This window comes from Bifidobacterium sp. VU/mBH4 (B4), assembly GCF_058199535.1.
On sequence record NZ_JBVPQJ010000001.1, the window covers coordinates 291,096 to 315,400 of the forward strand.

Annotated in this window: 23 protein-coding genes and 1 tRNA gene; 17 read left to right on the forward strand and 7 right to left on the reverse strand. The window is 62.7% G+C overall.

What is annotated here, in order from left to right; all coding sequences use genetic code 11:
• Positions 1–65: 65 nt before the first annotated feature.
• The 5 genes from AC0AII_RS01205 to AC0AII_RS01225 all read right to left on the reverse strand — a co-directional run bounded on the left by AC0AII_RS01205 (position 66) and on the right by AC0AII_RS01225 (position 7,419).
• Positions 66–1,397 (reverse strand): O-acetylhomoserine aminocarboxypropyltransferase/cysteine synthase family protein, encoded by a 1,332-nt coding sequence (locus AC0AII_RS01205; RefSeq protein ID WP_490445811.1) that lies wholly within the window; start codon positions 1,395–1,397, stop codon positions 66–68.
• A gap of 102 nt (positions 1,398–1,499) precedes the next feature.
• Entirely contained in the window at positions 1,500–3,284 is a 1,785-nt protein-coding gene (locus AC0AII_RS01210; RefSeq protein WP_490445812.1) for an ATP-binding cassette domain-containing protein, read from the reverse strand.
• Positions 3,284–5,104 carry an ABC transporter permease gene (locus AC0AII_RS01215; protein WP_490445813.1) on the reverse strand — a complete coding sequence of 607 codons (1,821 nt, stop codon included), beginning with the start codon at positions 5,102–5,104 and terminating at the stop codon, positions 3,284–3,286. Before AC0AII_RS01215 ends, AC0AII_RS01210 begins: the two co-directional genes overlap by 1 nt.
• Positions 5,105–5,113: 9 nt before the next feature.
• Positions 5,114–6,304, reverse strand: a complete 1,191-nt coding sequence (locus tag AC0AII_RS01220) for an ABC transporter substrate-binding protein (RefSeq protein WP_490445814.1) — start codon at positions 6,302–6,304, stop codon at positions 5,114–5,116.
• A 50-nt stretch (positions 6,305–6,354) separates the two neighbouring features.
• Positions 6,355–7,419: a uroporphyrinogen decarboxylase family protein gene (locus AC0AII_RS01225; protein ID WP_490445815.1), complete on the reverse strand. Its 1,065-nt coding sequence runs from the start codon at positions 7,417–7,419 to the stop codon at positions 6,355–6,357.
• Between the two features lie 393 nt (positions 7,420–7,812).
• On the opposite strand from AC0AII_RS01225, the gene AC0AII_RS01230 reads away from it, so the two are divergent.
• The 4 genes from AC0AII_RS01230 to dapC all read left to right on the forward strand — a co-directional run bounded on the left by AC0AII_RS01230 (position 7,813) and on the right by dapC (position 12,235).
• Positions 7,813–9,042 carry an FAD-binding protein gene (locus tag AC0AII_RS01230; RefSeq protein WP_490445816.1) on the forward strand — a complete coding sequence of 410 codons (1,230 nt, stop codon included), beginning with the start codon at positions 7,813–7,815 and terminating at the stop codon, positions 9,040–9,042.
• Between the two features lie 93 nt (positions 9,043–9,135).
• On the forward strand, positions 9,136–10,659 hold the full coding sequence (locus AC0AII_RS01235; protein ID WP_490445817.1) for an amino acid permease: 1,524 nt from the start codon (positions 9,136–9,138) through the stop codon (positions 10,657–10,659).
• A gap of 57 nt (positions 10,660–10,716) precedes the next feature.
• The gene (gene fdxA / locus AC0AII_RS01240; RefSeq protein ID WP_015022367.1) at positions 10,717–11,034 is read left to right on the forward strand and encodes a ferredoxin; all 318 of its coding nucleotides are present in this window, start codon (positions 10,717–10,719) and stop codon (positions 11,032–11,034) included.
• Between the two features lie 70 nt (positions 11,035–11,104).
• Positions 11,105–12,235, forward strand: a complete 1,131-nt coding sequence (dapC, locus tag AC0AII_RS01245; RefSeq protein ID WP_490445818.1) for a succinyldiaminopimelate transaminase — start codon at positions 11,105–11,107, stop codon at positions 12,233–12,235.
• Here dapC and dinB read toward each other — a convergent pair.
• Positions 12,232–13,503, reverse strand: coding sequence for a DNA polymerase IV (gene dinB / locus AC0AII_RS01250; protein WP_490445819.1), 1,272 nt, complete (start codon positions 13,501–13,503; stop codon positions 12,232–12,234). The two genes, dapC and dinB, sit on opposite strands and share 4 nt — an antisense overlap.
• 226 nt (positions 13,504–13,729) lie before the next feature.
• Between dinB and AC0AII_RS01255 the strand changes: the two genes are divergently transcribed.
• Positions 13,730–13,816: transfer RNA gene (locus AC0AII_RS01255), tRNA-Ser, on the forward strand.
• Positions 13,817–14,028: 212 nt separating this feature from the next.
• Here AC0AII_RS01255 and AC0AII_RS01260 read toward each other — a convergent pair.
• On the reverse strand, positions 14,029–14,691 hold the full coding sequence (locus AC0AII_RS01260) for an IMPACT family protein (protein ID WP_490445820.1): 663 nt from the start codon (positions 14,689–14,691) through the stop codon (positions 14,029–14,031).
• 108 nt (positions 14,692–14,799) lie between these two features.
• On the opposite strand from AC0AII_RS01260, the gene AC0AII_RS01265 reads away from it, so the two are divergent.
• The 12 genes from AC0AII_RS01265 to rpsC all read left to right on the forward strand — a co-directional run bounded on the left by AC0AII_RS01265 (position 14,800) and on the right by rpsC (position 24,304).
• Positions 14,800–15,432: an AbrB family transcriptional regulator gene (locus AC0AII_RS01265; protein ID WP_144085047.1), complete on the forward strand. Its 633-nt coding sequence runs from the start codon at positions 14,800–14,802 to the stop codon at positions 15,430–15,432.
• A 203-nt stretch (positions 15,433–15,635) separates the two neighbouring features.
• The gene (rplM, locus tag AC0AII_RS01270; protein WP_024626794.1) at positions 15,636–16,085 is read left to right on the forward strand and encodes a 50S ribosomal protein L13; all 450 of its coding nucleotides are present in this window, start codon (positions 15,636–15,638) and stop codon (positions 16,083–16,085) included.
• A gap of 20 nt (positions 16,086–16,105) precedes the next feature.
• On the forward strand, positions 16,106–16,597 hold the full coding sequence (rpsI, locus tag AC0AII_RS01275) for a 30S ribosomal protein S9 (RefSeq protein WP_015022361.1): 492 nt from the start codon (positions 16,106–16,108) through the stop codon (positions 16,595–16,597).
• Between the two features lie 313 nt (positions 16,598–16,910).
• Positions 16,911–19,667, forward strand: a complete 2,757-nt coding sequence (adhE, locus tag AC0AII_RS01280; protein ID WP_490445821.1) for a bifunctional acetaldehyde-CoA/alcohol dehydrogenase — start codon at positions 16,911–16,913, stop codon at positions 19,665–19,667.
• Between the two features lie 285 nt (positions 19,668–19,952).
• Positions 19,953–20,261, forward strand: coding sequence for a 30S ribosomal protein S10 (gene rpsJ, locus AC0AII_RS01285; RefSeq protein WP_006295278.1), 309 nt, complete (start codon positions 19,953–19,955; stop codon positions 20,259–20,261).
• Between the two features lie 16 nt (positions 20,262–20,277).
• On the forward strand, positions 20,278–20,931 hold the full coding sequence (gene rplC / locus AC0AII_RS01290) for a 50S ribosomal protein L3 (RefSeq protein ID WP_015022359.1): 654 nt from the start codon (positions 20,278–20,280) through the stop codon (positions 20,929–20,931).
• A 4-nt stretch (positions 20,932–20,935) separates the two neighbouring features.
• Positions 20,936–21,610 (forward strand): 50S ribosomal protein L4, encoded by a 675-nt coding sequence (gene rplD / locus AC0AII_RS01295; RefSeq protein ID WP_015022358.1) that lies wholly within the window; start codon positions 20,936–20,938, stop codon positions 21,608–21,610.
• Positions 21,611–21,615: 5 nt separating this feature from the next.
• Positions 21,616–21,918, forward strand: a complete 303-nt coding sequence (gene rplW / locus AC0AII_RS01300) for a 50S ribosomal protein L23 (protein ID WP_015022357.1) — start codon at positions 21,616–21,618, stop codon at positions 21,916–21,918.
• 35 nt (positions 21,919–21,953) lie between these two features.
• Positions 21,954–22,784, forward strand: a complete 831-nt coding sequence (rplB, locus tag AC0AII_RS01305) for a 50S ribosomal protein L2 (RefSeq protein ID WP_015022356.1) — start codon at positions 21,954–21,956, stop codon at positions 22,782–22,784.
• A 15-nt stretch (positions 22,785–22,799) separates the two neighbouring features.
• Positions 22,800–23,078, forward strand: coding sequence for a 30S ribosomal protein S19 (rpsS, locus tag AC0AII_RS01310; RefSeq protein WP_015022355.1), 279 nt, complete (start codon positions 22,800–22,802; stop codon positions 23,076–23,078).
• 21 nt (positions 23,079–23,099) lie between these two features.
• A complete protein-coding gene (gene rplV / locus AC0AII_RS01315) occupies positions 23,100–23,459 on the forward strand; it encodes a 50S ribosomal protein L22 (protein WP_045924817.1) in 360 nt (119 codons plus the stop codon).
• Complete coding sequence (gene rpsC, locus AC0AII_RS01320; RefSeq protein ID WP_029678066.1) at positions 23,459–24,304, forward strand: 30S ribosomal protein S3; 846 nt, start codon at positions 23,459–23,461, stop codon at positions 24,302–24,304. Before rplV ends, rpsC begins: the two co-directional genes overlap by 1 nt.
• Position 24,305: the final 1 nt, after the last annotated feature.

Below are 24,305 nucleotides of genomic sequence, written 5' to 3' on the forward strand. Positions count from 1 at the left end.
CCTGCATTATCTGCGGATAGTGTTGGAAGCAGAACGGGTTTGGCGATGTAGGGGGGGCTCAGCCTTCAGAGAGCGCTCTGGCAGGCGGCCGCAAAGGCCTGATCCAGATCGGCGATCAGGTCGTCCGGGTTCTCCAGGCCTACGGAGATTCGAATCAGGTCGTCGCCCACACCGGCGCTGAGGCGGTAGGGTTCTGGAACCTCCCTGTGGGTGATCCTGGCCGGGTCCACAATCAGGGTGCGGCAGTCGCCGATGTTGGGCATGTAGCTCATGAGACGCACTGAGTCCACGATGCGCTTGACCTGCTCGTAGCCCCCTTGGACCTTGAAGGAGAGAATCGTGCCGACGCCCTTGGGCAGCAGGGTCGATGCCAGGTGGTTCTGCTGATCTGCATCGCCCTGGTGCCGCCCCTCGGGTATGCCCGAATAGTTGACCTGCTCCACCTGGGGAATGGTCAGCAGGTGGCGGGCCAGGGTTGTTGCCGTTTTCACCTCGGTGGCGACCCGCTGGGCCAGAGTCTCAAGGCCCGTCAGCTGCAGATAGGCGGTGAAGGGACTCATGACCGCCCCAAAGGTGTGCAGGTACTTGGTATGGACCCTGTGCAGGAAGGCCATCTTGCCGAAGGCATCCAGAAAGCTGACCATGGACCCGTGCCGCTCGTCGCTGATGATCAGCTCGGGCTGGCTCATCTGCGGGAAGCGGCCATTGCCCCAGTCGAACCGTCCCGCATCCACGATGACCCCGCCCAGGGCATTGCCGTGGCCGCTGATCCCCTTGGTGGTCGAATGCACGACGATGTCGGCGCCGAAGTCGATCGGATTGAGCAGGTATGGCGTGGGCACTGTATTGTCGATGATCAGGGCCAGTCCATGCCGGTGGGCCAGTTCGGCCAGGCCAGGGATGTCGGCTATGGCGGTGGACGGATTGGCCACGGACTCAGCGAAGATGGCCCTGGTGTCGTCCTGGATCAGGGATTCCACTGCCTCAAGGTCGTTGATGTCGTCCACAAAATCCGTTTCGATGCCGAAGTTGGGAAAGAAGGTCTTCATGGTATCCACGGATGTTCCATAAAGATCGACAGGGGAGATCAGCCTCCCGCCACCTTCGGCTGCGCACATGAGGGCGGACGACACGGCGGCCATCCCCGAGGCCATGGCTACAGCCCCCTTGCCCCCCTCCAGACTGGCCAGGCGGTCCTCCAGGACCTTGACCGTGGGGTTGGCCAGGCGGGAGTATGAGAATCCTTGAATTTCGCCGGCGGCCAGGGCATCTGCCCGGTCGGCGGTGACCATGTCAAAGGCGGCCGACTGGTAGATGGGGACGCTGGCTGCGCCCCCGCCCTGGCTTTGACAGTCATAGCCGTCATGGACGGCTCTTGTTGCGAATCCTTTGCTCATACGGTTGTGCCCCTCTGCTTGTGTCCGGTCGGGAATCCCTTGCTAGCCCACCATCGAATCTTCTTTCAGAGCCTCAGGCAAGGTTGCTCCCATAGGTGTTCCTTATCGCCCGCTATCGGAGGTTGCCTTGCCCAGGTATGCCTGGCGGACACGTTCATCATTCAAGAGCTGTCGGGCAGGCCCCTCCAGACGGATCAAGCCGTTCTGCAGCACGTACCCGTAGTCGGCGATGGACAGGGCCAGCTCGGCCTGCTGCTCGACCAAAAGGATGGAGATGCCCAGCTGGTCGCGAAGGGAGGCGATCTGCTCAAGCACCTGGTCGACCAGCTTGGGCGAGAGGCCCATGGTCGGCTCGTCCATGCATATCAGCCGGGGATGGCTCATCAGGGCCCTGCCGAAGGCCAGCATCTGCTGCTCGCCTCCTGAAAGGGTGCCGGCCTGCTGCCCGCGGCGTTCGGCCAGGCGGGGGAAGCGCTCATAAATGGTATCCAGATCCTGTTCGATCTGATTGCGCTCCATTTGGGTGTAGGCGCCCATACGCAGGTTCTCCTCCACGCTCATGGCCGCGAAGACCCTTCTTGCCTCCGGAACTGAGGCGATTCCGGAACGGACCCGATCCTTGGTGGGGGTGTGGGTGATTTCCTGTCCATCCAAACGGATGGTCCCCTCCTTTGGAGCCAGCAGGCCCAGGATGGTCTTCATGGTTGTGGACTTGCCTGAAGCGTTTCCACCTAGAAGCGAGACGATGCCGCCTTGGGGAATGCGAAGACTGACATGGTCCAGGGCTTTGACCGGGCCATAGCTCACATCGACGCCATCCAGGGAGAGCAGTGTTCGTTCCCCCTCGGCTGTCGGCTTCCCCTCATCATCAGAGGCCTCAGCCTTGGCTCTCAGCCTGGTTCCCGTGCTGTCGGGATCCTGGCCATCAATCGGTTCCGCAGCGGTGACCGGAGCCAGGGCGTTCTGCCGGGCCAGAACATCCGCTTGCCCGTTCATGGGGGCATCGTTGCGGGGTCTGCGGTCGCCCAGGTATGCGGTGATGACGCGGGGGTCGGCACTGACCTGCCTGGGAAGTCCGGAGGCGATGATCCGGCCGCCGTCCATGGCGATGACCTGGTCGCAAAGCGCTTCGATCAGATCGATCTTGTGCTCGACCAGAAGCATGGTCTGACCCTGGGCCTTGAGCTCCAGGAGCTGTTGCAGCACCTCGGCCGTCTCCGACTGGTTCATTCCTGCGGTGGGTTCGTCCAAGACCAGGATGTCGGGGGAACTGACGTGGGCTCTGGCGATCTCGGTGCGGCGCCTGTTGGCGTAGGACAGGGTGTAGGCGGCCTGGGTGCGATGCTCCTCCAGGCGCTCGCTGAATCTGTCGATCTCGGACTGGACGGCCTTGCGTTCGGCGACCGCCTCCCTCCCGCAGGCGGGACCGGGCACCAGCGTCAGCCAGGTCTGCGTCAGCAGGGGGATCCATCGCAGGATGGGCCACCTCTCCAGACGGCGAAAGGGCCTGCGGGCTTCCAGGCGCCTATGGAATCCTACGGCCACGTTCTCCTCCACGCTCATGGCCGGGAAGACCCTGCCGTTCTGGAAGGTGCGGGACACCCCCTGCTCGGCCATGTCCGTAGCGGGCAGGCCGGTCACGGTGCGTCCCCTCAGGCTAATCTGGCCCGAGTCGGGCTTGAGAAAGCCGCAGATCAGGTTGATGGTCGTGGACTTGCCTGATCCGTTGGGACCGATAATGCCTATCACCTGGCCGGATGCCAGATCCATGTTCACGTCGGCCACCGCCTGCAGTCCCTGGAAGCTCTTGCTCAGATCGCGCACGCTGAGCAGGGGTTGATCGGGATTGTCGCGTGCGGGTTCGGGACTATGCTGACTGCCCGTCATCATGCCCTCCTTTTGGTTGAGAACAGACCCTGTGGTCTGCAGATGATGAAGATGATCAGGACGAGTCCGTAGGCCATGATTCTCACCTCGGGCAGGATGCGCAGCAGTTCAGGGGCGCCTACCAGGATCAGGGAGCCGATCACGGCTCCGGTCGGGGACTTCATGCCGCCCAGGACGATGATGGTCAGGATCAGGGTCGACATGGTCGGGTTGAAGAGGGTCGGGTCGATATAGGTGTACTGGTGTGCCAGCAGAGCACCAGCGATACCCGCCGATCCGCATGCCAGGGCGTAGGCCAACGCCTTGTAGGCCCCTGTCCTGATCCCCAGGGACCAGGCCGCTTGTCCGTCCTCGCCGATGGCTTCGAAGACGTGGCCCAGATGTGAGGACCGGATCCGAGAGATCACTGCAAGGACCAGAAGAAGAATGACCAGATCCAGCAGGTACTGCATCTGCTGGGTGTAGAGCGGCTTGCCCAGGAATGTCGGCAGGGGAATGCCTTGCAGACCTAGCGAGCCCCTGGTCAGAGGTTCCCAGATACGGATGATGGCGACCATGACTGCTCCCACGCCTATGGTGGCGATAGCCACATAGTGGCCACTGAGCTTCCATACCGGGAATGTCAGCAGGGATGCGGCCAGGGCGGCGATGACGGCCGCGCCCAGCAGGGAGAGGGCGAAGGGCCAATGCAGACGCATGGTCAGCAGGGCCGAGGCGTAGGCTCCCACGGCCACAGGTCCCGCCAACCCCAGGATGGTCTGACCGGCTGATCCTGAGATCAGCGTCAGGCCCACTGCGGCAATGGCGTATATGGCAACCTGGGTCCCGATGCCGGCCAGATGGTCGGAGAAAATGAAGGGGGTGGCCAGGGCGGCTGCTGCAAGGCCGAGGTTGGCCCAAAGCGGCAGACGGATGGGTCTGGCGGCTTCCGGTAGGGTTCCGGTCATGGGCTCCTTGCCCATGTCTGCCTTGCGGCCCAGGAATCCTGAAGGCTTGAGGATCAGAACCAACAGGAGGGTGCCGAAGGTGATCAGGTCGTGCACGCCATCGCCGAAGAGTCCTACGCCGACGGCCTCGGCCAAACCCAGCACCAGGCCACCGATGATGGCTCCGGGGATGGAGCCCAGCCCGCCGATGGCGGCGGCCACAAAGGCCGTCATGCCGATGGCGTTGCCGTCCATGGGGTTGATGTTCGTCTTGAACAGGCCGATGAAAATTCCGGCGATGCCCGCCAGGACCGAGCCGATAACGAAGGCTATGGTGCGAATGGAGGTGACAGGTACTCCCATCTGCAATGCGGCCTGGGAATCCTGCGAGGTGGCCCTGATGGCCTGTCCGGTCCTGCCGTAGGTCAAGAAGGCCCAGAGCGCAACCATGCTGGCCAGGGCGACTAGACCCATGACCAGGTCGGAGGTGCCGAAGCTGATGCCCAACGCATGCAGGTTGTGGGTGGGCAGCAGCTGGGGGAAGGCCCTGGTCTGAGAGCCGAAGATCAGCTGCATTCCGTTATCCAGGACCTGCCCTAGGCCAACGGTGCCCAGGAGGGCTGCAATTGGCTGCCGGCCCTCCAGGGGAGTGATGACCAGGAGGTTGGTGACCAGACCGACCAGGCCTGTGACCAGGACGACGGCCAGGATGGTGGGAACGAGCCCCCAACCGAGGGTGGAGCCCACCCACCAGGCCGTCATCATGCCTACCGCTACCAGGGATCCTTGCGCGAAGTTGGCCACATTGGTCACTCCGAAGACCAGGGACATTCCCACGGCGGCCAGAGCGTAAACACCGCCGTGGATGAGTCCGGAAAAGAGCGTCTCGACCATGATCGCTGCTCACTTCTCGATCTGTTTGAATTTGCCCTGATCCACCTGGAGGAGGATGGGCTTGATCGTATCCGCCCGGCGGGTCTTGGTGTTGAATCGGAAAGTCCCTCCCTGGCCTTGGTAGAGCGGGAAGTCCTTGACCTTGCTTAGGGCCTCCTGAATGCCCTCCCTGGTGGGGCTGGTCTTCTCGCCCGCGTAGGCCAGGTCCTTGATGGCCTGGTAGGCAGTGATTTCGAAGTTGCCGGGGACGGTGTGATACCGGTCCTCGAAGCTCTTGACGAAGGCTTTGGCTTTCGCATCCTTGGTGCCTGTTGCCGAAAAGACGCCGGTAATAATGGCCCCTTGGGCGTTCGCTCCGGTCAGGGAGAGGAACTCCTTGGTCTCCTGACCGCCGAAGAAGGGTCCCTTATAGTCCAGCTTGTCCCGCAGGGTGTTGGCGATCAGCGCCCCATCCGGTCCGTAGCCGATGTCCACCACGGCCTCGGGGGCGGCATTCTTGGCCGGGATCAGTATTGGAGTCAGATCCGTGGAATCTGGCAGATAGGAGGACTGGTAGACGATCTGCACCCCGAGCCGTTCCGCAGCCTCCTTGAAGTACTGGAAGGATTCCTTCCCCCAGTCGTTTTCTATATAGACGACGGAGATCTTCTTGGCTCGTTTGGACACCGCCTCAGCGTTGGCTTCCTGGTAGGTCTTCTGCGATATTTGAGGTGTCCATACATGATCACCCGAATTCGTGAAGGTCGGCGAGGAGTTGTTGAAGCCGTAATGGACCAGCCCGGCCTGTTGGAAAATAGGCGATGCGGCTGAAGAGGCCGGCGAGGAGTAGTCGCCCACAACGGCGATGACTGATTTATCGGAGGCGATCTTTGGGGCGACGGCGGCGTCCTGTTTGGCATCTGATTGGGTGTCGTAGTAGTCGATGTCCAGGCGCTTGCCCTGTATTCCGCCCTTCTTGTTGACCTGGTCCTTGGCCAGGTCGAAGCCCTGCTGGAACATCTTTCCGTACTCGGCGTAGAGACCGGTCTTAGGGTAGATGGCAGCGATGGTCACATGGTCTGACGATCCTGTGGAGGAACCCTTGTCGCCTCCCAATCCGCAGGCCGACAGCGCTCCGGCCATGGCCATGGTGGTCATGAGGGCAACCATTGCCCTGATGGTGCCACGGTGCTGCCGGTGCTGCTTTGATGTGATGACCATGATGTCTCCCTTGGAGTTTGACGGTTGATGTCGGTGGGTTGTTTGTGGTTTCAGACTTGCTCGGGGGCCCGGGTTCCGCTCAGAAGGCGCAGGGCCTCCTCGTCGGCGGGCGTCGGGATGGTGCATGAGGGCGCCAGGAGGAAGGGACGGCCTTGACGGGCCTGGATGGTCTGATCCAATTCCTTGCGGATCTGGTCCACGTCGCCGCCTGGGTTGAAGAGTTCGAAGTCGGCTCCGCCCACGGGTACAGCAGGAAAGTCGGTGCTGATTTCAGGATTGCCTGGGCGGAACTGGTCCCAGTGGAGAAAATCGGGATTCAGATCGGTGAATTCTTCGGGATGGGCATCCTCCCGGCAGGTATGCACCAGGACCAGGGCTTCCGGATTGGCCTGTCTGACCGCTTGGATCACGATCCGGTCATAGGGCTTGGCCCATTCCTCCAGTTGCGCCTGGTTGAAGTAGCCATGGCTGGCCAGACCCGTCTCGGCGAAGAAGATGCCGTCCAGACCAGCCCCGCCCTGCTCCTTGGGGCTGACCAGCAGAGCTGCGTAGTCGGCAAGGGTCCGGGCGATGTTGTCCAGCGCCGACTTGGCCGCCTCGGGCTGGTCGAAGATCAGCGTCTGTCTGTTCAGATCCCTGTCCTCCTCCTGCGCGGAGCCCTGCCCCTCGGGGTAGAGGGGGAGATCGCCCAATTGAAGGAGGACCGAGAGAGGGGAGAAGACCGTGTCGATGACTGCTCGGTCCTCAAGGCCGTCTCGGATGCCTCTTGCAGCCTGGATCTGCTCTTGGAGCACCTTATTGGTTTCAGGGTCGCGATAGTCGATGCGGGCGATATCCCCTGCCTCCTGGATGGCCGTGCGGACGGTGCGCGGGATCAGCCAATCATAGTGATCCTTGTCGTAGACTGCGTCCCAGACCTCGGCGTAGTAGATGGCCCTCGGGTTGATCTTGACCCAGTCCCAATCCCACTTGCGAACGAAGTCCAAGGTGGCTGCGGCAAAATTCTCAGCACCGTACTCGTGCCCGATGTGGTGCTGCCAGGCAGAGGTCAGCCAGGGGCGGCTTGTCTGGCCATGGGCTATCTGGTGGAACTGGGTTCTTCTGTCTTCTGTCATTGCATGCTCATTTCCTGGTATGTGTCCTATGAACGCCCGGTCAGGCGTCCAGGTAGTTCCGGTGCCCTTCGTCCGGAAACAGGGCTTTGGAGATTCCCCTTCCCAAAGCTCTTGTCACATAAAACCCCCAGGAAGCAGGCCCGTCAACGACCTGGCATATAGGTAATATCTATCGCCGCTAATCGTCCCCTGACCCTGCGCGGGTCTTGCGAAAGCTATAGGAAAAGCTGATAGGGGGGTCAGACAGGACTTCGCAGTCACCTTGATGCCCTTGCTTTGCTATCCGAGTATGGCCGATTGATGATCACCAAGGGCGACAGGGGGCATTTCAGGTCTGGCATGGATCCGGCTCGGGAGAGGCCCTCATAAGGGGACGATGATACAGTGAATTGCATGTCTGACGTATCCTCCAGAGACACCATTCCGACCTTTGCCGATATCACCACTGTGGGTGTGGGCGGGAGCATGGCCGCCTTCGTTCAGCCCCAAAGCCGTGTGGGCATGATCGAGGCTGTGGAGGACGCGGATTCCAAGGGGTTGCCCCTCTGCCTGATCGGCGGGGGATCCAACCTGCTGGCCTCCGACCAGGACTTTCCCGGCGTGGTTGTGCGCGACACCCGTCAGGACATCAGCGTGCCCGACGAGGTGGCTCCGCCTGAGGGCGGCCTTCCCGCCGTTCACATCAACGCCACCGCTGGGACCAACTGGGATGATCTGGTCTCATACTGCGTGCGCATGCATCTGATCGGGGCAGAGGGTCTATCCGGCATCCCTGGGACTGTAGGAGCCTCGGTGGTCCAGAACATCGGCGCCTACGGCCAGGAGGTCGGACGTCTTGTCGACTCGGTCGAGGTCTGGGACCGCCAGGACAAGGTCACTGCCTATCTGAGAGCCTCGGATCTCGATTTCGGGTACAGGACCTCCCTGCTCAAGCAGACCATGTACCAGGCGCCGGCCGTGCCCGACGCACGGTTCTTCCCCACGCCGCGCTACGTGGTCCTTTCGGTCACTCTGGTCCTGCGACACGGATCAGAAGCTCGGGTGGGTTCAGCCCAGTTGGCCAAGGCCCTGGGCGTGGAGCCCGGAGCAACCCTTCCCCTGGAGCGGATTCGCCAGGCGGTTCTCACCGTCAGAGCAGGCAAGGGGATGTTGGAGGACCCCTACCGGTATCTGACCAAATGGATGGGATCATGTCGTCGAACCTCCGACCTGGAAGAGGCTCTGGAGGCAGTCCAGGATGACCTTCACAGCCCCAGGGGCGAGCGGGTGCTGCTTGACCGCCACAGCTGCGGGAGCTTCTTCACCAATCCGATCATCAGCCCTGAGGCCGCGAATGCTCTGCCAGCGGATGCCCCGCGCTATCCTGTCGAAGACTCGGCATTGGTCAAGACCTCAGCGGCTTGGCTGATCGATCATGCAGGCTTCCACAAGGGATTCGCCCTGGAGGAGGCGTCGGCTGCCGCCCTGTCCGATGTGCACACACTGGCTTTGACCAACCGCGGAGGTGCTCGCTCAGACGACTTGGTGGCCTTGGCCCGTGCCATCCAGAAAGGTGTGGATTCCACCTTCGGCATCCATTTGATTCCCGAGCCCGTTACCCCAGGCATCGACCTGGCCTGGTAGCTCCTGCTTTCACGTAATGAGCGTATTTCGGTTTTGTATGGCACCATATCCTATGATTACTCGCCGGAGCGGGACTCGTGAGTCGGGAGCAAGATGGAATTATTCAGGAAGAAATCGGTTGAACAGACCCTGGCAGAGACCGGGGAGGAGGGCAGGTCGCTCAAGCGGACGCTGACCACCTGGGATCTGGCCATCATGGCCGTCGCAGTGGCTGTGGGCGCGGGCATCTTCTCGGTGGGGGCCCAGGCAGCGGCCTTCCATGCGGGTCCGGCCGTCATTATCTCCTTCGCCATCGCAGGCATCGTCTGTGCGGCGGCCGTCATGTGCTACGCGGAGTTCGCCTCCATGATCCCGGTTTCAGGCTCGGCCTACACCTTCACCTACAACACCATGGGCGAACTGGTGGCTTGGATCATCGGCTGGGACCTGATTCTGGAGATGCTCATGGCCGCCTCGGTCATCTCCAAGTACTGGGGCGTCTACCTGAACGACTTCATCCATCTGATGGGCGGCACCTCCTTCAGCTCCAGCTTCCATCTGGGTGGCCTGGATGTGGATCTGGCCCCGCTGGCGGTCGTCACCCTCTTCACGGTCCTTCTGGTCCTGGGCACCAAGCTTTCAGCCCGGTTCGACGGCGCCTTGACCGTCCTCAAGATCGGCATCGTGGTCTTCGTCATCGTGGTGGGCTTCTTCTACGTAAAATTGGACAACTACCGGCCCTTCATCCCGCCTTCTGAGCCGGCTTCTGCCGTTCCGGGGGCCAGCGTGCCGGGAATCATGGGCCAGCCCCTCTGGCAGTGGGTCTCAGGCATGCAGCCCACCATCTACGGTATCCCCGGCATCCTCTCAGGCGCGGCCCTGGTCTTCTTCGCCTTCGTGGGATTCGATATTGTCGCCACCACCTCCGAGGAGGCCAAGGAGCCCCATAAGACCATCCCCCGCGGAATCGGCCTGGGCATGCTGATCGTCATCACCCTGTACATCCTGGTCGCCATCGTCACCACCGGCATGGTCTCCTACAAGGACCTGGCCAAGGCCAAGAATCCCTCCCTGGCCACAGGCTTCGAGATGGTCGGTGCTCCCTGGGCCGCCAAGATCATCTCCTTCGGCATCGTGGTGGGGCTGACCACCGTGGTCATGGTGCTCCTGCTGGGGCTGACCCGCATCGTCTTCGCCATGAGCCGGGACGGGCTTCTTCCGCGTGCCCTGTCCCGCACTGGCCGTCATGGCACGCCGGCCCGCATTCAGATCCTGGGCGGCATTGTGGTGGCTGTAGTGGCCTCCTGCTTCCCCATAGACGTCTTGTCCGACATGGTCAACATCGGCACGCTCTCGGCCTTCCTGCTGGTGGCCATCTCCCTGCCCGTCATGCGCAAGCGCCGGCCTGACCTGCCCCGGTCCTTCAAGATGCCCGGCAACCCCTGGGTTCCCATTCTGATCGCCCTGGCCTGCCTCTGGCTCATGCTCAACCTGACCGTGCTGACCTGGATCCGGTTCGTGGTCTGGCTGGCTGCAGGACTGGCCATCTACTTCGGCTATTCCTACCGGCACTCCCTGCTCGGCCGTCATCAGCTCAGCGGGAAGATATCCAAGGCCACCCAGGCTGGTCTGGACTGACCTGGAGCGTCGGCGCTGCAGTGTAGAGTGAGTATTTGCATACTCAGGAGGTAACCCATGACCTACGTCATCGCTCAGCCCTGCGTGGACGTCAAGGACAAGGCCTGCGTGGATGAATGCCCAGTGGACTGCATCTACGAGGGCGTCCGCTCGCTCTACATCAACCCCAACGAGTGCGTGGACTGCGGCGCCTGCGAGCCGGTCTGCCCGGTGGAGGCCATCTTCTACGAGGACGACCTGCCCGAGGAGTGGACCTGGTATAAGGATGCGGCTACTGATTTCTTCGCCCAGGTGGGGGATGCCGGCGGCGCCGCTGCGGTCGGCCCCTACGATCACGATCCGGAGGGTGTGGCAGCCCTGCCACCCAACAAGTAGTCGATGAAGGCTGACGAGCCGCGGATGGGAGCCATCCCACCGCGGCTTACTTATAGGAGAAAGGCGGACCATGGGTTTCCACTCTTTCGCATCCCCCTACGACTGGTCAAGGATTGACTCCTATCGGCGGCGTGCCGAGCAATGCCCCGGCGGTCTGGTCGACCTGTCGGTGGGTTCGCCGGTGGACCCTGTACCCAGGTCGGTCAGGGAGGCCTTGGCGGCTGCTGCGGATGATGGCCAGGCACGAGGCTACCCGAAGACTGCCGGTGATGGTCTCCTGAGGCAGGCTGCAGCCGACTGGTTCCGTCGTTGTCGCGGGGTCGATTTGGATGCCTTGGGAGCGGATCTGGTACCCACGGTCGGGTCCAAGGAGGCGGTGGCGCTCATGGCCTCCCTCCTGCATCTGGGGCCGGGGGATCGGGTGGTGCAACCGGCGGTATCCTATCCCACCTATGCCATCGGAACACAGCTGGCCGGGGCCCAGGTGACGACCGTGGAGGATCCGGCTGACACGGATTCATGGGTGCATCTGCCCGGCGTGCGAGCACTGTGGATCAATTCGCCGGGCAACCCCGGCGGGCAGATCATCGACCGAAGCGGATTGGCCAGGATTGTACGGGCGGCCCGTTCGATAGGGGCCACGGTTCTGAGCGACGAGTGCTATGCCCTGCTGGACTGGTCAGGATCCGCCCAGGCCTCGCCCTGCATCCTGGAGACTGAAGTCTGCGGCGGCGATGCCAGCGGGATACTCTGCCTGTACTCAATGAGCAAGCAGTCCAACATGGCCGGATACAGGGCGGCCCTGGTGGCTGGCGATGCTCAGCTGGTGGAGGCCATGACCGCCTACCGCAAGCAGGTGGGACTGATTGTGCCAGGTCCAGTGCAAGGGGCTATGCGGGCCGCTCTGGAGGATGGCGAGGCTGTGATGGCCCAGCGCGATGTCTACGCACGTCGCCTGCATGCCCTGACTGAAGCTCTCGGAGCTTACGGATACGATGCCGTCATGCCTCAGGGCGGCCTTTATATCTGGGCACCAGCCCGCTCGGGAGACTGTTGGGCCGATATGGCAGACCTGTCCCGTCTGGGCATTCTGGCTAGTCCCGGGGAGTTCTACGGGGATGGCCGCTATCTGCGATTCTCGTCAACCATCAACGATGAGCAGCTGGAGCTGGCCTTGGGACGTCTGCGGAGCGCCGCTTAGAGGCCCATGCTGACTGAGCCCTTGCCGTAGCGGTTCCTGATGGAGTCCATGGTGGCCTCTGCCTGGTCCAGGCGCTGGGCCTCGCTGCCGGTGCTGCGTTTGTTCTCGTGGATGATGTCGTCCAAGGACGGCTGGATGGGCGTGTCCTCCACCCGGCTCAGGCCGGATGCGCTGACGCCGGCCAGGCGGATCAGCCTGGGTAGGGGTGTGTCCATGGGCACGCCATCGGGCAGCCCCAGCATGGCCTTCAGCAGGCCGACTGCTTGCGGATAGATGCGGTTGGCTGAGTTGACCGGTGTCTCCAGGGTGTGGGCCTTGGTCATATAGCGCAGATCATCGAAGCGGAGTTTGACGGTGATGGTTCGGGCGATCAGGTCGTGCGATCGCAGTCCGGTGGCCACTTCGTTGCTGCAGACGCGCAGGAGGTCGCAGACCTGCTTCATGCTGGTGGTGTCGTGCAGAAAGGTGCGTTCCGCGCCTAGGGACTTCTCTGGCGCTCGCGGCTGGACCGGATCGTCGTCCAGTCCGTGTGAGGCCTGTGCCAGCTTCCTGGCTGTCAGGCTCGAACCTGTGGCCCGTGTCAGATCCCGCTCGCTCATGGTGGCCAGGTCGGCCACATCCTTGATGGCCCAGGCGTTGAGCCGCTTCTCCAGGGCCGGTCCGATGCCGGGGATGCCGCGCAGGGGCATCAGTTGGACGAACTCGGCCTGCCGGGCCTTGGGAATCAGCAGCATGCCGTCGGGCTTGGCGTTGGTGGAGGCCATCTTGGCTACCAGTTTGTTGGTGGCGATGCCCACCGAGCAGGTCACGTGGAATTGGCGGGCCACACTGGCTCGGATCCACCGGGCTATGGCCGTGGGCATGCCCCAGCGCATGAGCGCCCCGGACACGTCCATGTAGCATTCATCTACTGAGACCTGCTCGATCTGATCGGTGATTCGTGAGAAAACCGTATCAAATATCCTTCGTGAGATATTCCGGTAATAGGTCATGTCGACCGGGAGGAAGACCCCTTGAGGGCACAGTCGCTCGGCACGTGCCAGGGGCATGGCCGAGTTGATGCCGAAAGCCCTGGCTTCATAGCTGGCCGCGGAGACCACCGACCGCCGTCCGGTGCCGATGATGACCGGCCGGCCCTGCAATTGAGGGTGTCGTGCGACTTCGCAGGAGGCGTAGAAGGCATCCATGTCAATGTGCAGCACCGTGCAGCCGGTCTCGTCATGTCCCCAGTCTTTCTTGGCGGCTGCAAGCCTTGGTGCGGTACTCATGGCTCCATGGTATAAGGGGGCCCCAGAGAAACATGCGATAAATTATTCTCAAACGTAAATTCTTGGAAAAGATTCACATCTCTGGTTTTTATCCATGAAAATGGATGAATCTGTCCTGTGCTGTATTGCATCCTGCCGCACCGGCGAGTCAGGTCGGTCAATCATGGTATTCTATTGTTTTGTTCTCGAAATTATGGGGCTCGGGCCCTGGATCGGGAGCCTGCATGGAGACGTGCCTGAGTGGCCGAAAGGGGCACCCTGCTAAGGTGTTGACTGCGCAAGCGGTCCAGGAGTTCGAATCTCCTCGTCTCCGCCTGATGACCGGTGATCGCTGATCTTGCACGATCGCCGGTCTTATTCATTACTGGAGATTCATCGCCCAAGATGGTTATTCCCATATCCTGTGTGGAGCTTAGGCCTGGAAAGGTCGCGGTCTGCATGGCGGCAGTACGACGGCATGCGGCATGAGCCTGTCTGGCGGGGAAGACGGCAGCCGAGCAATGGTTGCATGGACCGTCCCGGCAGTCATGAGGCAGACGAAGCCCGGTTCCCAGACAGGGGAATCAGCCTGCGGCCTTGGCCCAACGCGCTCGGCTGGGCACGGCCCTGCAGAAGGTCGTCCAGCCGACCATGAAAGGCTGGCACAGCGGCGGGCTCCAGGGCGTAGGTCAATCGGACCCGATCAGTGAAGTCCTCGGTCTCCACGTGCCCCCCGGAGGTGCGGATCAGACGGCGCAGGGGATCGTACTCTGGATAGTCCACGGTGATCGTGAATCGCTGGGTCGGGAGCACGCGTGCCTGTTTTGCCGCCCTGAGCGCCAGGGAGGCTGCTGAGGAGTAGGCCCGGATCAGCCCTCCTGACCCGAGAAGGATCCCCCCGAAGTAACGGGTCACCGTCAGGACGCAGTCGGTCACTCCCTGCCGACGCATGACCTCAAGTATGGGCTTGCCGGCCGTCCCGGAAGGCTCCCCGTCATCGCTCATGCGTTCGCTGGTGCGGCCCTCCGGTCCCCAGATCGCGCAGTGGCAGACGTGCCGGGCCTTGGGGTGCTGTAAACGGACCTCTTGGACGAAGGCCATGGCTGCCTCCTGGTCCTCCACATGGCAGGCCTGGCCGATGAACTCGGACTTCCGCTCGGTCAGAGAGCCAGTAGCCGGTTTCTGCGGCGTATCCAGTATGGTGAGCAAATCGGCTTGCCTCCTATGCCTATCGTGTCCTCGGTGCTTGCATTATCTCCATGCTAGAGGGGATCCCGGGCCGGGTCTGATATCAAGGAGACGACCTAAGCTGGCTGCATGACCAATCCCCAGGACCAACCGGAAACCGAATCCCCATCAGCCGGCAAGCCCCACGAGGCCCTGACCGTGTTCTATGAAAGGCTCAGGCACTCCACGGATACGGCCGAGCTGCACGAGTTCGCCCGCAGCCCCCTGCCCGACAGGTCCGACCAGGCCGCCTTCTCACGCTTCACGGCACTGCTGGAGGCGGTGGCCGGCAATGAGCATACGCCGGTGGAGGACAGGGTCTACCTGGCACAGACCATGCCTTTCCCCAATATCCTGGTCAAGCTCTCCCAGGATTCCAGCCCTGAGGTCCGCCGGGCGGTGGCCGCCAACAAGGACGACAAGAATTGGCTGGCCGGTCTGCTCACCAAGGACGAGGACGCCGGTGTCAGGGATGCCGCGCTGACCAACCCCATGACCTCCTGGAAAATGCGTCTGGAGGGCGCCCAGGACGAGCGCACCGATGCCGATACCCTGGACTTTCTTGGGGCTCTGGGCACTCGCGACGAGCAGGACGCCCCCCATGTGCTGGCCGCCATGGTGCGCCGGGCCGTGGCCCTGAATCCCAACACCGGGCAGGCGACCCTTGAGGCTCTGCGCAAGGATCCGGACGGGCAGGTGGCACGGGCAGCCGCCTCCCGCTGAAACTAGGGCCGACGCGAATTTTGACGAACGGCACTCAGGCGTTACAATAATGGATTGTTGTGTTTCCCTAAGGGGTCCTCAAAGCGCTTTTCCCACTCGCCGTCTAGGACTTTCAGGGAGCCCACGGAATACATGGCTTTCGGCCAGCATGGCAGCATGCGGCGCGGAGAGCCCGAAACACAATGCAAGGAAAAGGTTGAATCGTGAAGACTTTCACCCCGAAACCAGCCGATCTGACACATGACTGGTATATCGTCGATGCCTCCGGTGTGGTGCTGGGGCGTCTGGCAGCCCAGGTGGCCGATCTGCTGCGCGGCAAGAACAAGCCCACCTATGCGCCATACGCCGACTCCGGCAACAACGTCATCGTCATCAACGCGTCCAAGATGGTGCTGACGGGCAACAAGAACGACAAGGTGCTCTACACCCACTCCGGCCGCCCTGGCGGTCTGCGTCGCGACTCCTACGGGCAGTTGATGGAGCACAACCCCGAGCGCATCATCACGACGGCGGTCAAGGGCATGCTGCCCAAGAACAAGCTGGCCAAGGTCCAGCTGACCAGGCTGCGGGTCTTCGCAGGCGAGGAGCATCCTCACACCTCGCAGCAGCCCATTGAGTACAAGATCCATCAGGTCGCCCAGCAGGCCAAGTAGGACCAGAGGAGATAATCACCATGGCTGACAACAACAACAGCTCCGCGGTTCTTGAGGCCGAGGAGACCAGCGCTTCCTACACTTCCGAGACCAACGCCGGCGCAGGCACCGGCACCTCCGCCATCGAGCCGGGCTACGGCACCGGCCGCCGCAAGGAGGCCGTCGCCCGCGTCCGTCTGATCCCGGGCTCTGGCAAGTGGAGCATCAACGGACACACCCTGGAGGAGTACTTCCCCAGCAAGCTGCACCAGCGCGAGGTCAACTCGCCGATCGTGCTGCTCAAGCTTGAGAACAAGTTCGACGTGGTTGTGCGCGTCGAGGGCGGCGGCGTGACCGGCCAGGCCGGCGCAGTCCGTCTGGGCGTAGCACGCGCCCTGAACGCCATCGACCGGGACGCCAACCGTCCTGCCTTGAAGAAGGCCGGATTCCTGACCCGTGACGCCCGCGTGGTGGAGCGCAAGAAGGCCGGTCTGCACAAGGCCCGTCGCGCCCCGCAGTTCTCCAAGCGCTGACGTTCGCAGTTTTTTCCATCCCCGAGGTTCTCATGGACCCCGGGGATTTTTCATGCCTTGACGGTCCCTGCAGAAGCGAACGGCAAAGCGCACGTTGGCGTGCGGAAAATGACCAGAAAAACCACGAATTCCCACACGACACGCTTCAAGCGAACGTTCGCTCATCCTGGGGCTCAATGGTGACCACTCTGGTCTATATTGTGACTTTCGTCACGTTATGACGGATGTCCTTCGTGGACCGGCACGGTCTGAGACTGTCTGCCGTGCTGACCGGCATCCGCGGAACATGAGGAGGGCCAATATCGTGGCTGGAATGCAGAAGCAAAAGCATGAGCATCAAGTACAGGAGCCGGCAGCTGGCGGGAAAAACGGCCAGCCCGACAGCAGTGAGCTGGCTCGCAGGGAGGTTGATGCCCTGGTCGTCCGCGCGCAGTCGGCTTTACGCGCCTTTGAAGAGCTCGACCAGGAGCATGTCGATCGGATCGTGGCCAAGGCTTCGATCGCGGCCCTGAACAAGCACCTGCCGCTGGCGCAGATGGCCGTGGAGGAGACCGGACGCGGCCTGGTGGAAGACAAGGCCACCAAGAACATCTTCGCCTGCGAGCATGTGACCAATTACCTGGCCAAGCAGCGCACCGTGGGCATCATCAGCGAAAACGACGTGGACGGCATCATCGAGGTGGCCGAGCCGGTGGGAGTCGTGGCCGGCGTGACCCCGGTGACCAATCCCACCTCGACTGCCATCTTCAAATCACTGCTGGCCCTGAAGACCCGCTGTCCCATCGTCTTCGGATTCCACCCCTACGCCCAGCGCTGCTCGGTGGAGGCGGCCCGGATCGTCCGTGACGCAGCCATCGAGGCGGGCGCTCCGCGCGATTGCATCCAGTGGATCGAGCACCCTTCAGTCGAGGCCACCGGCGCCCTGATGCAGCATCCCGGCGTGGCCACCATACTGGCCACCGGCGGCCCCGGCATGGTCAAGGCCGCCTACTCTTCGGGCAAGCCTGCCCTGGGTGTAGGAGCCGGCAATGCCCCGGCATATGTGGACCGCAGGGTCAACGTGCCCCGGGCCGTCAACGACCTGATCCTGTCCAAGCATTTCGACTACGGCATGATCTGCGCCACAGAGCAGGCCATCATCGCTCATCAGGATGTACATGATCGGGTGATCGAGGAGATGAAGCGACGCAAGGCTTACTTCGTCAATCCCGAGGAGAAGGCCAAGCTGGAGGAGTACATGTTCGGCGTGCGGGCCCATGCCGGTGCCGACGCTCCCGCTCCCAGGCTCAATTCCGAGGTTCCGGGCAAGTCTCCACAGTTCATCGCCCGCCAGGCCGGGTTCGAGATCCCCGAGGACGCGACCATCCTGGCAGCCCAATGCGATCAGGTCGGCCCCATGGAACCCCTGACCCTGGAGAAGCTGGCTCCGGTTCAGGCCGTGCTCAAGGCTCGCAACAAGGACGAGGGCTTCTCCCTCTGCGAGCAGATGCTGCGCTACGGCGCCGGGCACACGGCAGCCATCCACACCGACGACGAGAGGCTGGTGCGCGAGTACGGCCAGCGCATGCACGCCTGCCGGATCGTTTGGAACCAGCCCAGCTCCCTGGGCGGCATCGGCGACATCTACAATGCCATCGCCCCCTCCCTGACCCTGGGCTGCGGCTCCTACGGCGGCAACTCGGTCTCGGGCAACGTTCAGGCGGTCAATCTGATCAACATCAAGCGGATCGCGCGGAGGAACAACAACATGCAGTGGTTCAAGGTGCCCCCCAAGACCTATTTCGAGCCCAACTCCGTTCGCTACCTGCGCGACATGTTCGGCATCCGCCGGGCCGTCATCGTATGCGACAAGGTCATGGAGCAGCTGGGGATCGTCGATAAGATCATCGATCAGCTGCGGGCCAGGTCCGAGCCCGTCACCTTCCGCATCATCGACTACGTAGAGCCGGAGCCCAGCGTCGAGACGGTGGAGCGCGGTGCGGCCATGATGCGCGATGAGTTCGGCCCCGACACCATTATCGCCGTGGGCGGCGGCAGCCCCATGGACGCGGCCAAGATCATGTGGCTGCTCTATGAGCATCCGGAGATCTCCTTTGCCGATGTTCGAGAGAAGTTCTTCGACATCCGCAAGCGGGCCTTCAAGATTCCGCCCCTGGGCGCCAAGGCCAGGCTGGTCTGCATTCCCACCTCTTCAGGCACGGGTTCGGAGGTCACCCCGTTTGCGGTCATCACCGACCATAAAACCGGATACAAGTACCCCATCACCGACTATGCCCTTACTCCCAGCGTGGCCATCGTGGATCCGGTACTCGCCCGCACCCAGCCCAAGAGGCTGGCCTGCGACTCGGGCTTCGATGCCCTGACCCACTGCATGGAGGCCTTCGTTTCGGTCTACGCCAATGACTACACCGACGCCATGGCCCTGCACGCGGCCAAGCTGATCTGGGACAACCTGGAGCCTGCCGTGGGCACCGCCGGCGGCGAGGCCAAGGTGCGCGCCCAGGAGAAGATGCACAATGCGGCGACCATGGCTGGGATGGCTTTCGGTTCGGCCTTCCTGGGCATGTGCCACGGCATGGCGCATACCATCGGAGCCCTCTGCCACGTGGCCCATGGGCGGGCCAACTCCATCCTCCTGCCCTACGTGATCCGCTACAACGGACGCATCCCGGACGAGCCCACCAGCTGGCCCAAGTACAGCGAGTATGTGGCCCCGGAGCGCTACAGGCAGATGGCCCATGTGTTGGGCATCGAATCCGCTACTCCCGAGGAGGGCGTGGAGCTCTTGGCCCGTGCGGTGGAATCCTACAGGGACGAGCGCCTGGGCATGGATGCCTCCTTCCAGGCCGCAGGAGTGGACGAGGACCTCTACTGGCAGTCCTTGGATCAGATCGGCATGCGCGCCTATGAGGATCAGTGCACGCCCGCCAACCCCCGCATTCCGCTGATTGAAGACATGAAGGACATCGCCGTGGCTGCCTACTACGGGGTCAGCCAGGAGGAGGGCCACCGGATGAGGGTTGCCCGCCAGGGCGAGGATGTGGTCCAGGAGGCCTCCCAGCGGGCCTGACAGGGCTGGAATTTAGCCGAGGGTTCCCCAGGAAGCGGTGCGACACGCCCGGATTCTTCTAGGGGAACCCTCGTGCTTTAATAAGAAAGTTGCCTGTTTTGGGCTCGCATTTTGTCAATCACAATAGCGGGTGCAGCGAGGAGTCCCATCCCCACGGGATTCTCCACGGCTGCGCATGGATCCGGCTGAGGCCTGTCGGGAGGAATGTCTCCTGCGGCTGTCGTTCCGTGCCCTCGAAACAGACTGGGTAATCAGTTCATAGATCGCTAGAAAGGGCGGACGGCAATGGCGGGACAGAAAATCCGCATCAGGCTAAAGTCCTATGACCATGAGGTCATCGACCAATCGGCGAAGAAGATCGTCGAGACGGTGACGAACGCGGGCGCAACTGTGGTTGGCCCCGTTCCGCTGCCGACTGAGAAGAACGTGTATGTTGTCATCCGTTCTCCTCATAAGTACAAGGACTCCCGCGAGCACTTCGAGATGCGCACCCACAAGCGCCTGATCGACATCGTGGATCCCACGCCCAAGGCTGTGGATTCGCTGATGCATATCGATCTGCCAGCGGACGTCAACATTGAGATCAAGCTGTAGGGGAGGAGGAAACCGCATGGCTGAAGAGCAGAGGAACCGCAAGGCTCTCCTGGGCCGCAAGCTGGGCATGTCCCAGGTCTGGGACGAGAACGGCTTCTTCGTCCCGGTGACCCTGGTGGATGTGTCTACCAACGTGGTGACCGCGGTCAAGAACCAGGAGAAGGACGGCTACCAGGCCATCCAGATCGGCTACGGGCAGATCGACCCCACCAAGGTGACCAAGCCGCTGGCTGGCCACTTCGCCAAGGCCGGAGTGACCCCGCGTCGTCACTTGGTTGAGGTTCGCACCGCCGATGCCGACAGCTATCAGCCCGGCCAGGAGCTGGGCCTGGACCTGCTGCCTGAGGGCAGCGAGGTCGATGTGACCGGCACCACCAAGGGCAAGGGCTTTGCCGGCACCATCAAGCGTTGGGGCTTCAAGTCCTATCGTCGCACCCACGGCTCGCACAAGAACGAGCGTCGTCCCGGTTCTGTCGGCGCATGCGCCACCCCCAGCCGCATCCTCAAGGGGAAGCGGATGGCAGGCCGCATGGGCCACGACACCTCGACCGTCCAGAACCTGACCATCGTCTCCGCAGATGCCGAGAAGGGCGTCATCGCCATCAAGGGTGCCCTGCCCGGGCCCCGCGGCGCCATCGTCCTGGTTCGTTCGGCAGTGAAGGGAGCCTGAAACCATGGCTAAGTTGACTCTGAACATCACCGACGCCCAGGGCAAGAACACCGGGACCGTGGATGCACCCGAGCAGATCTTCGGCATTGCCGAGGAGGATGTCCGCTCGCACGTGCCGCTGATCCACCAGGTGGTCGTCGCCCAGCTGGCTGCAGCCCGCCAGGGCACGCACTCGGTCAAGACCCGGTCCACCGTCTCCGGCGGCGGCCGCAAGCCTTGGAAGCAGAAGGGCACCGGACGCGCTCGTCAGGGCTCCATCCGTGCTCCCCAGTGGACTGGTGGCGCCATCGTCCACGGCCCGCAGCCGCGTGACTACTCCCAGCGCACCCCCAAGAAGATGAAGGCCGCAGCCCTGCGCTACGTCCTGTCCGACCGGGTCAACGCCGGGCGCGTGCACGTGGTCGACTTCGGCATTGGCGAGACCCCGTCCACCAAGGCCGCCAAAGCAGCCCTGCTGCCCCTGGTCGACAACAGATTCACCACCGTCGTGCTGTCCCGCGAGAACATCAACGAGTGGCTCTCCGTCAGGAACCTGCCCACCGTCCATGTCCTCTTCGCCGATCAGCTCAACACCTACGATGTGGTCACGGCCGAGGATGTCGTCTTCAGCAAGGATGGCTTCGATGCCTTCCTGGCTGTCAAGGGCGGCGCCAAGTCCGAGACCGTCAAGGAGGCCTGATTTTCATGGCAGCTATTCACAAGCCAGCACACGACATCATTCTGCGCCCGGTCGTCTCCGAGAAGAGCTACGCCAACTCGGACCGCGGCCAGTACACATTCGTGGTGGACCCTGATGCCAACAAGGTCGCCATCAAGCAGGCCATCGAGCAGATCTTCAATGTGAAGGTCACATCGGTCAACACCCTCAATCGGCAGGGCAAGCGGACCCGGACCCGTACAGGCTGGGGTCGTCGCGCCGCCGAGAAGCGCGCCATCGTCAAGGTGGCCGAGGGCCAGTCGATCGATGTCTTCGGTACCAACAACTGAAGGCTAGCCGAGAAAAGTTAAGGAAGAACTAGATTATGGCTATCCGTACATACAAGCCGACGACCGCGGGCCGTCGCAACGCCTCGGTTTCGGACTTCGCCGAAATCACGCGCTCCAAGCCCGAGAAGTCGCTGGTTCGCAAGCTGAGCAAGACCGGCGGACGCAACTCCTATGGCCGCGTCACCAGCCGTCACCGCGGCGGCGGACACAAGCGCCAGTACCGCCTCATCGACTTCCGTCGTTGGGACAAGGACGGCGTGCCCGCCAAGGTGGCTGAGATCGAATACGATCCCAACCGCTCGGCCCGCATCGCCCTTCTGCACTTCGCAGACGGCGAGAAGCGCTACATCATCGCCCCGCAGGGCATCAAGCAGGGTGACGTCATCGAGACCGGCCCCCAGGCCGATATCAAGCCCGGCAACAACCTGCCTCTGCGCAACATACCCACCGGCACCATCGTCCATGCCATTGAGCTGCGGCCCCTGGGCGGCGCCAAGATCGCCCGCTCGGCCGGTGCTGCCGTGCAGCTGGTGGCCAAGGACGGGGCCTACGCCCAGCTGCGTATGCCCTCCGGCGAAATCCGCAACGTCGATTCCCGTTGCCGTGCAACGGTGGGCGAGGTCGGCAACAACGACCACGCCAACGTCCAGCTCGGCAAGGCAGGACGTGCCCGCTGGATGGGTCGCAGGCCCATCACCCGTGGCGAGTCCATGAACCCGGTCGACCACCCGCATGGCGGACGTACTCGTGGCGGCAAGCCGCCAGTGTCTCCCTGGGGCAAGGGCGAGGTTCGCACCCGCAGGCCCAAGAAGGCCTCCAACAAGATGATCGTGCGTCGTCGTCCAAATGGTAAGAACCGCAAGTAAGGGAGTGTCGGAAAGATGACTCGTAGCATCAAGAAGGGCCCATTCGTCGACGCCCACTTGCAGAAGAAAGTCGACGAGCAGAACGAGAAGGGCACCAAGAACGTCATCAAGACCTGGTCCCGTCGTTCCATGATCACCCCGGACTTCATCGGGCACACTTTCGCTGTGCACGATGGCCGCAAGCATGTCCCGGTCTTCGTCACCGAGGCCATGGTCGGCCACAAGCTCGGCGAATTCGCCCCCACCAGGACCTTCAGGGGTCACGTGAAGGACGACAAGAAAGCACGCCGCTGAGGCGAGGGAGAGTAGAGACACATGGAAGCTAAGGCAATTGCACGTCACGTTCGCGTGACGCCTCGCAAGGCTCGCCGCGTCGTCGACCTCATCCGAGGCAAGCAGGCGACCGAGGCCGTGACCATTTTGAAGTTCGCCCCCCAGGATGCGGCCGTTCCGGTCCGCAAGTGCCTGGAGAGCGCCATCGCCAACGCGCGTGTCAAGGCGGACAAGGCCAACCAGCCCTTCCGCGAGAACGAGCTGATGGTTCGTGAGACCTACGTGGACGAGGGCACCACCCTGAGGCGGTTCCGCGCCCGCGCCCAAGGTCGTGCGGCCCGCATCAACAAGCGGACCAGCCACATCACCGTCGTGGTGGCCGACAAGGAAGGAGCCCGATAATGGGGCAGAAGATCAACCCGTTTGGGTACCGACTCGGCATCACCGAGGAGCACCGCAGCAAGTGGTACTCCGACTCCAACAAGGCGGGGGAGCGTTACAGCGACTTCGTTCTTGAGGACGACAAGATCCGCAAGGAGATGAACAAGGATCTGGAGCGCGCAGGCGTCTCCAAGATCGTCATCGAGCGGACCCGCGACCGTGTGCGCGTCGACATCCACACCGCCCGGCCGGGCATTGTCATCGGCCGTCGCGGAGCCGAGGCCGAGCGTGTGCGCGCCAAGCTGGAGAAGATCACCGGCAAGCAGGTCCAGCTGAACATCTTCGAGGTCAAGAACGCCTCCATCGATGCCCAGCTGGTGGCTCAGGGCATCGCCGAGCAGCTGACCAACCGCGTCACCTTCCGCAGGGCCATGCGCAAGGCTCAGCAGGATGCCATGCGGGCCGGAGCCAAGGGCATCCGGATCAAGCTGTCCGGCCGCCTGGGCGGAGCCGAGATGAGCCGTTCGGAGTTCTACCGTGAGGGCCGCGTGCCCCTGCAGACGCTCCGCGCCCTGATTGATTACGGCTTCTTCGAGGCCAGGACCACCTACGGCCGCATCGGCGTCAAGGTATGGATCTACAAGGGCGACATGACCGAGCGTCAGTTCGAGGAGCAGCAGGCTCAGCAGAACAACCGCCCCGGTCGGCGTGGCGATCGTCGTCCCCGTCGTGGTGTTCGTCCCTCTGAGGGACGCACCCGCCGCGAGCAGGATGCAGCCAAGCAGAACAGCGGTGTGGCCGCGCCGCCAGCGGCGGCTCAGGAGCAGACCGCCTCGGCCCCCGTCGCAACCGAAGCAAAGGAGTGAG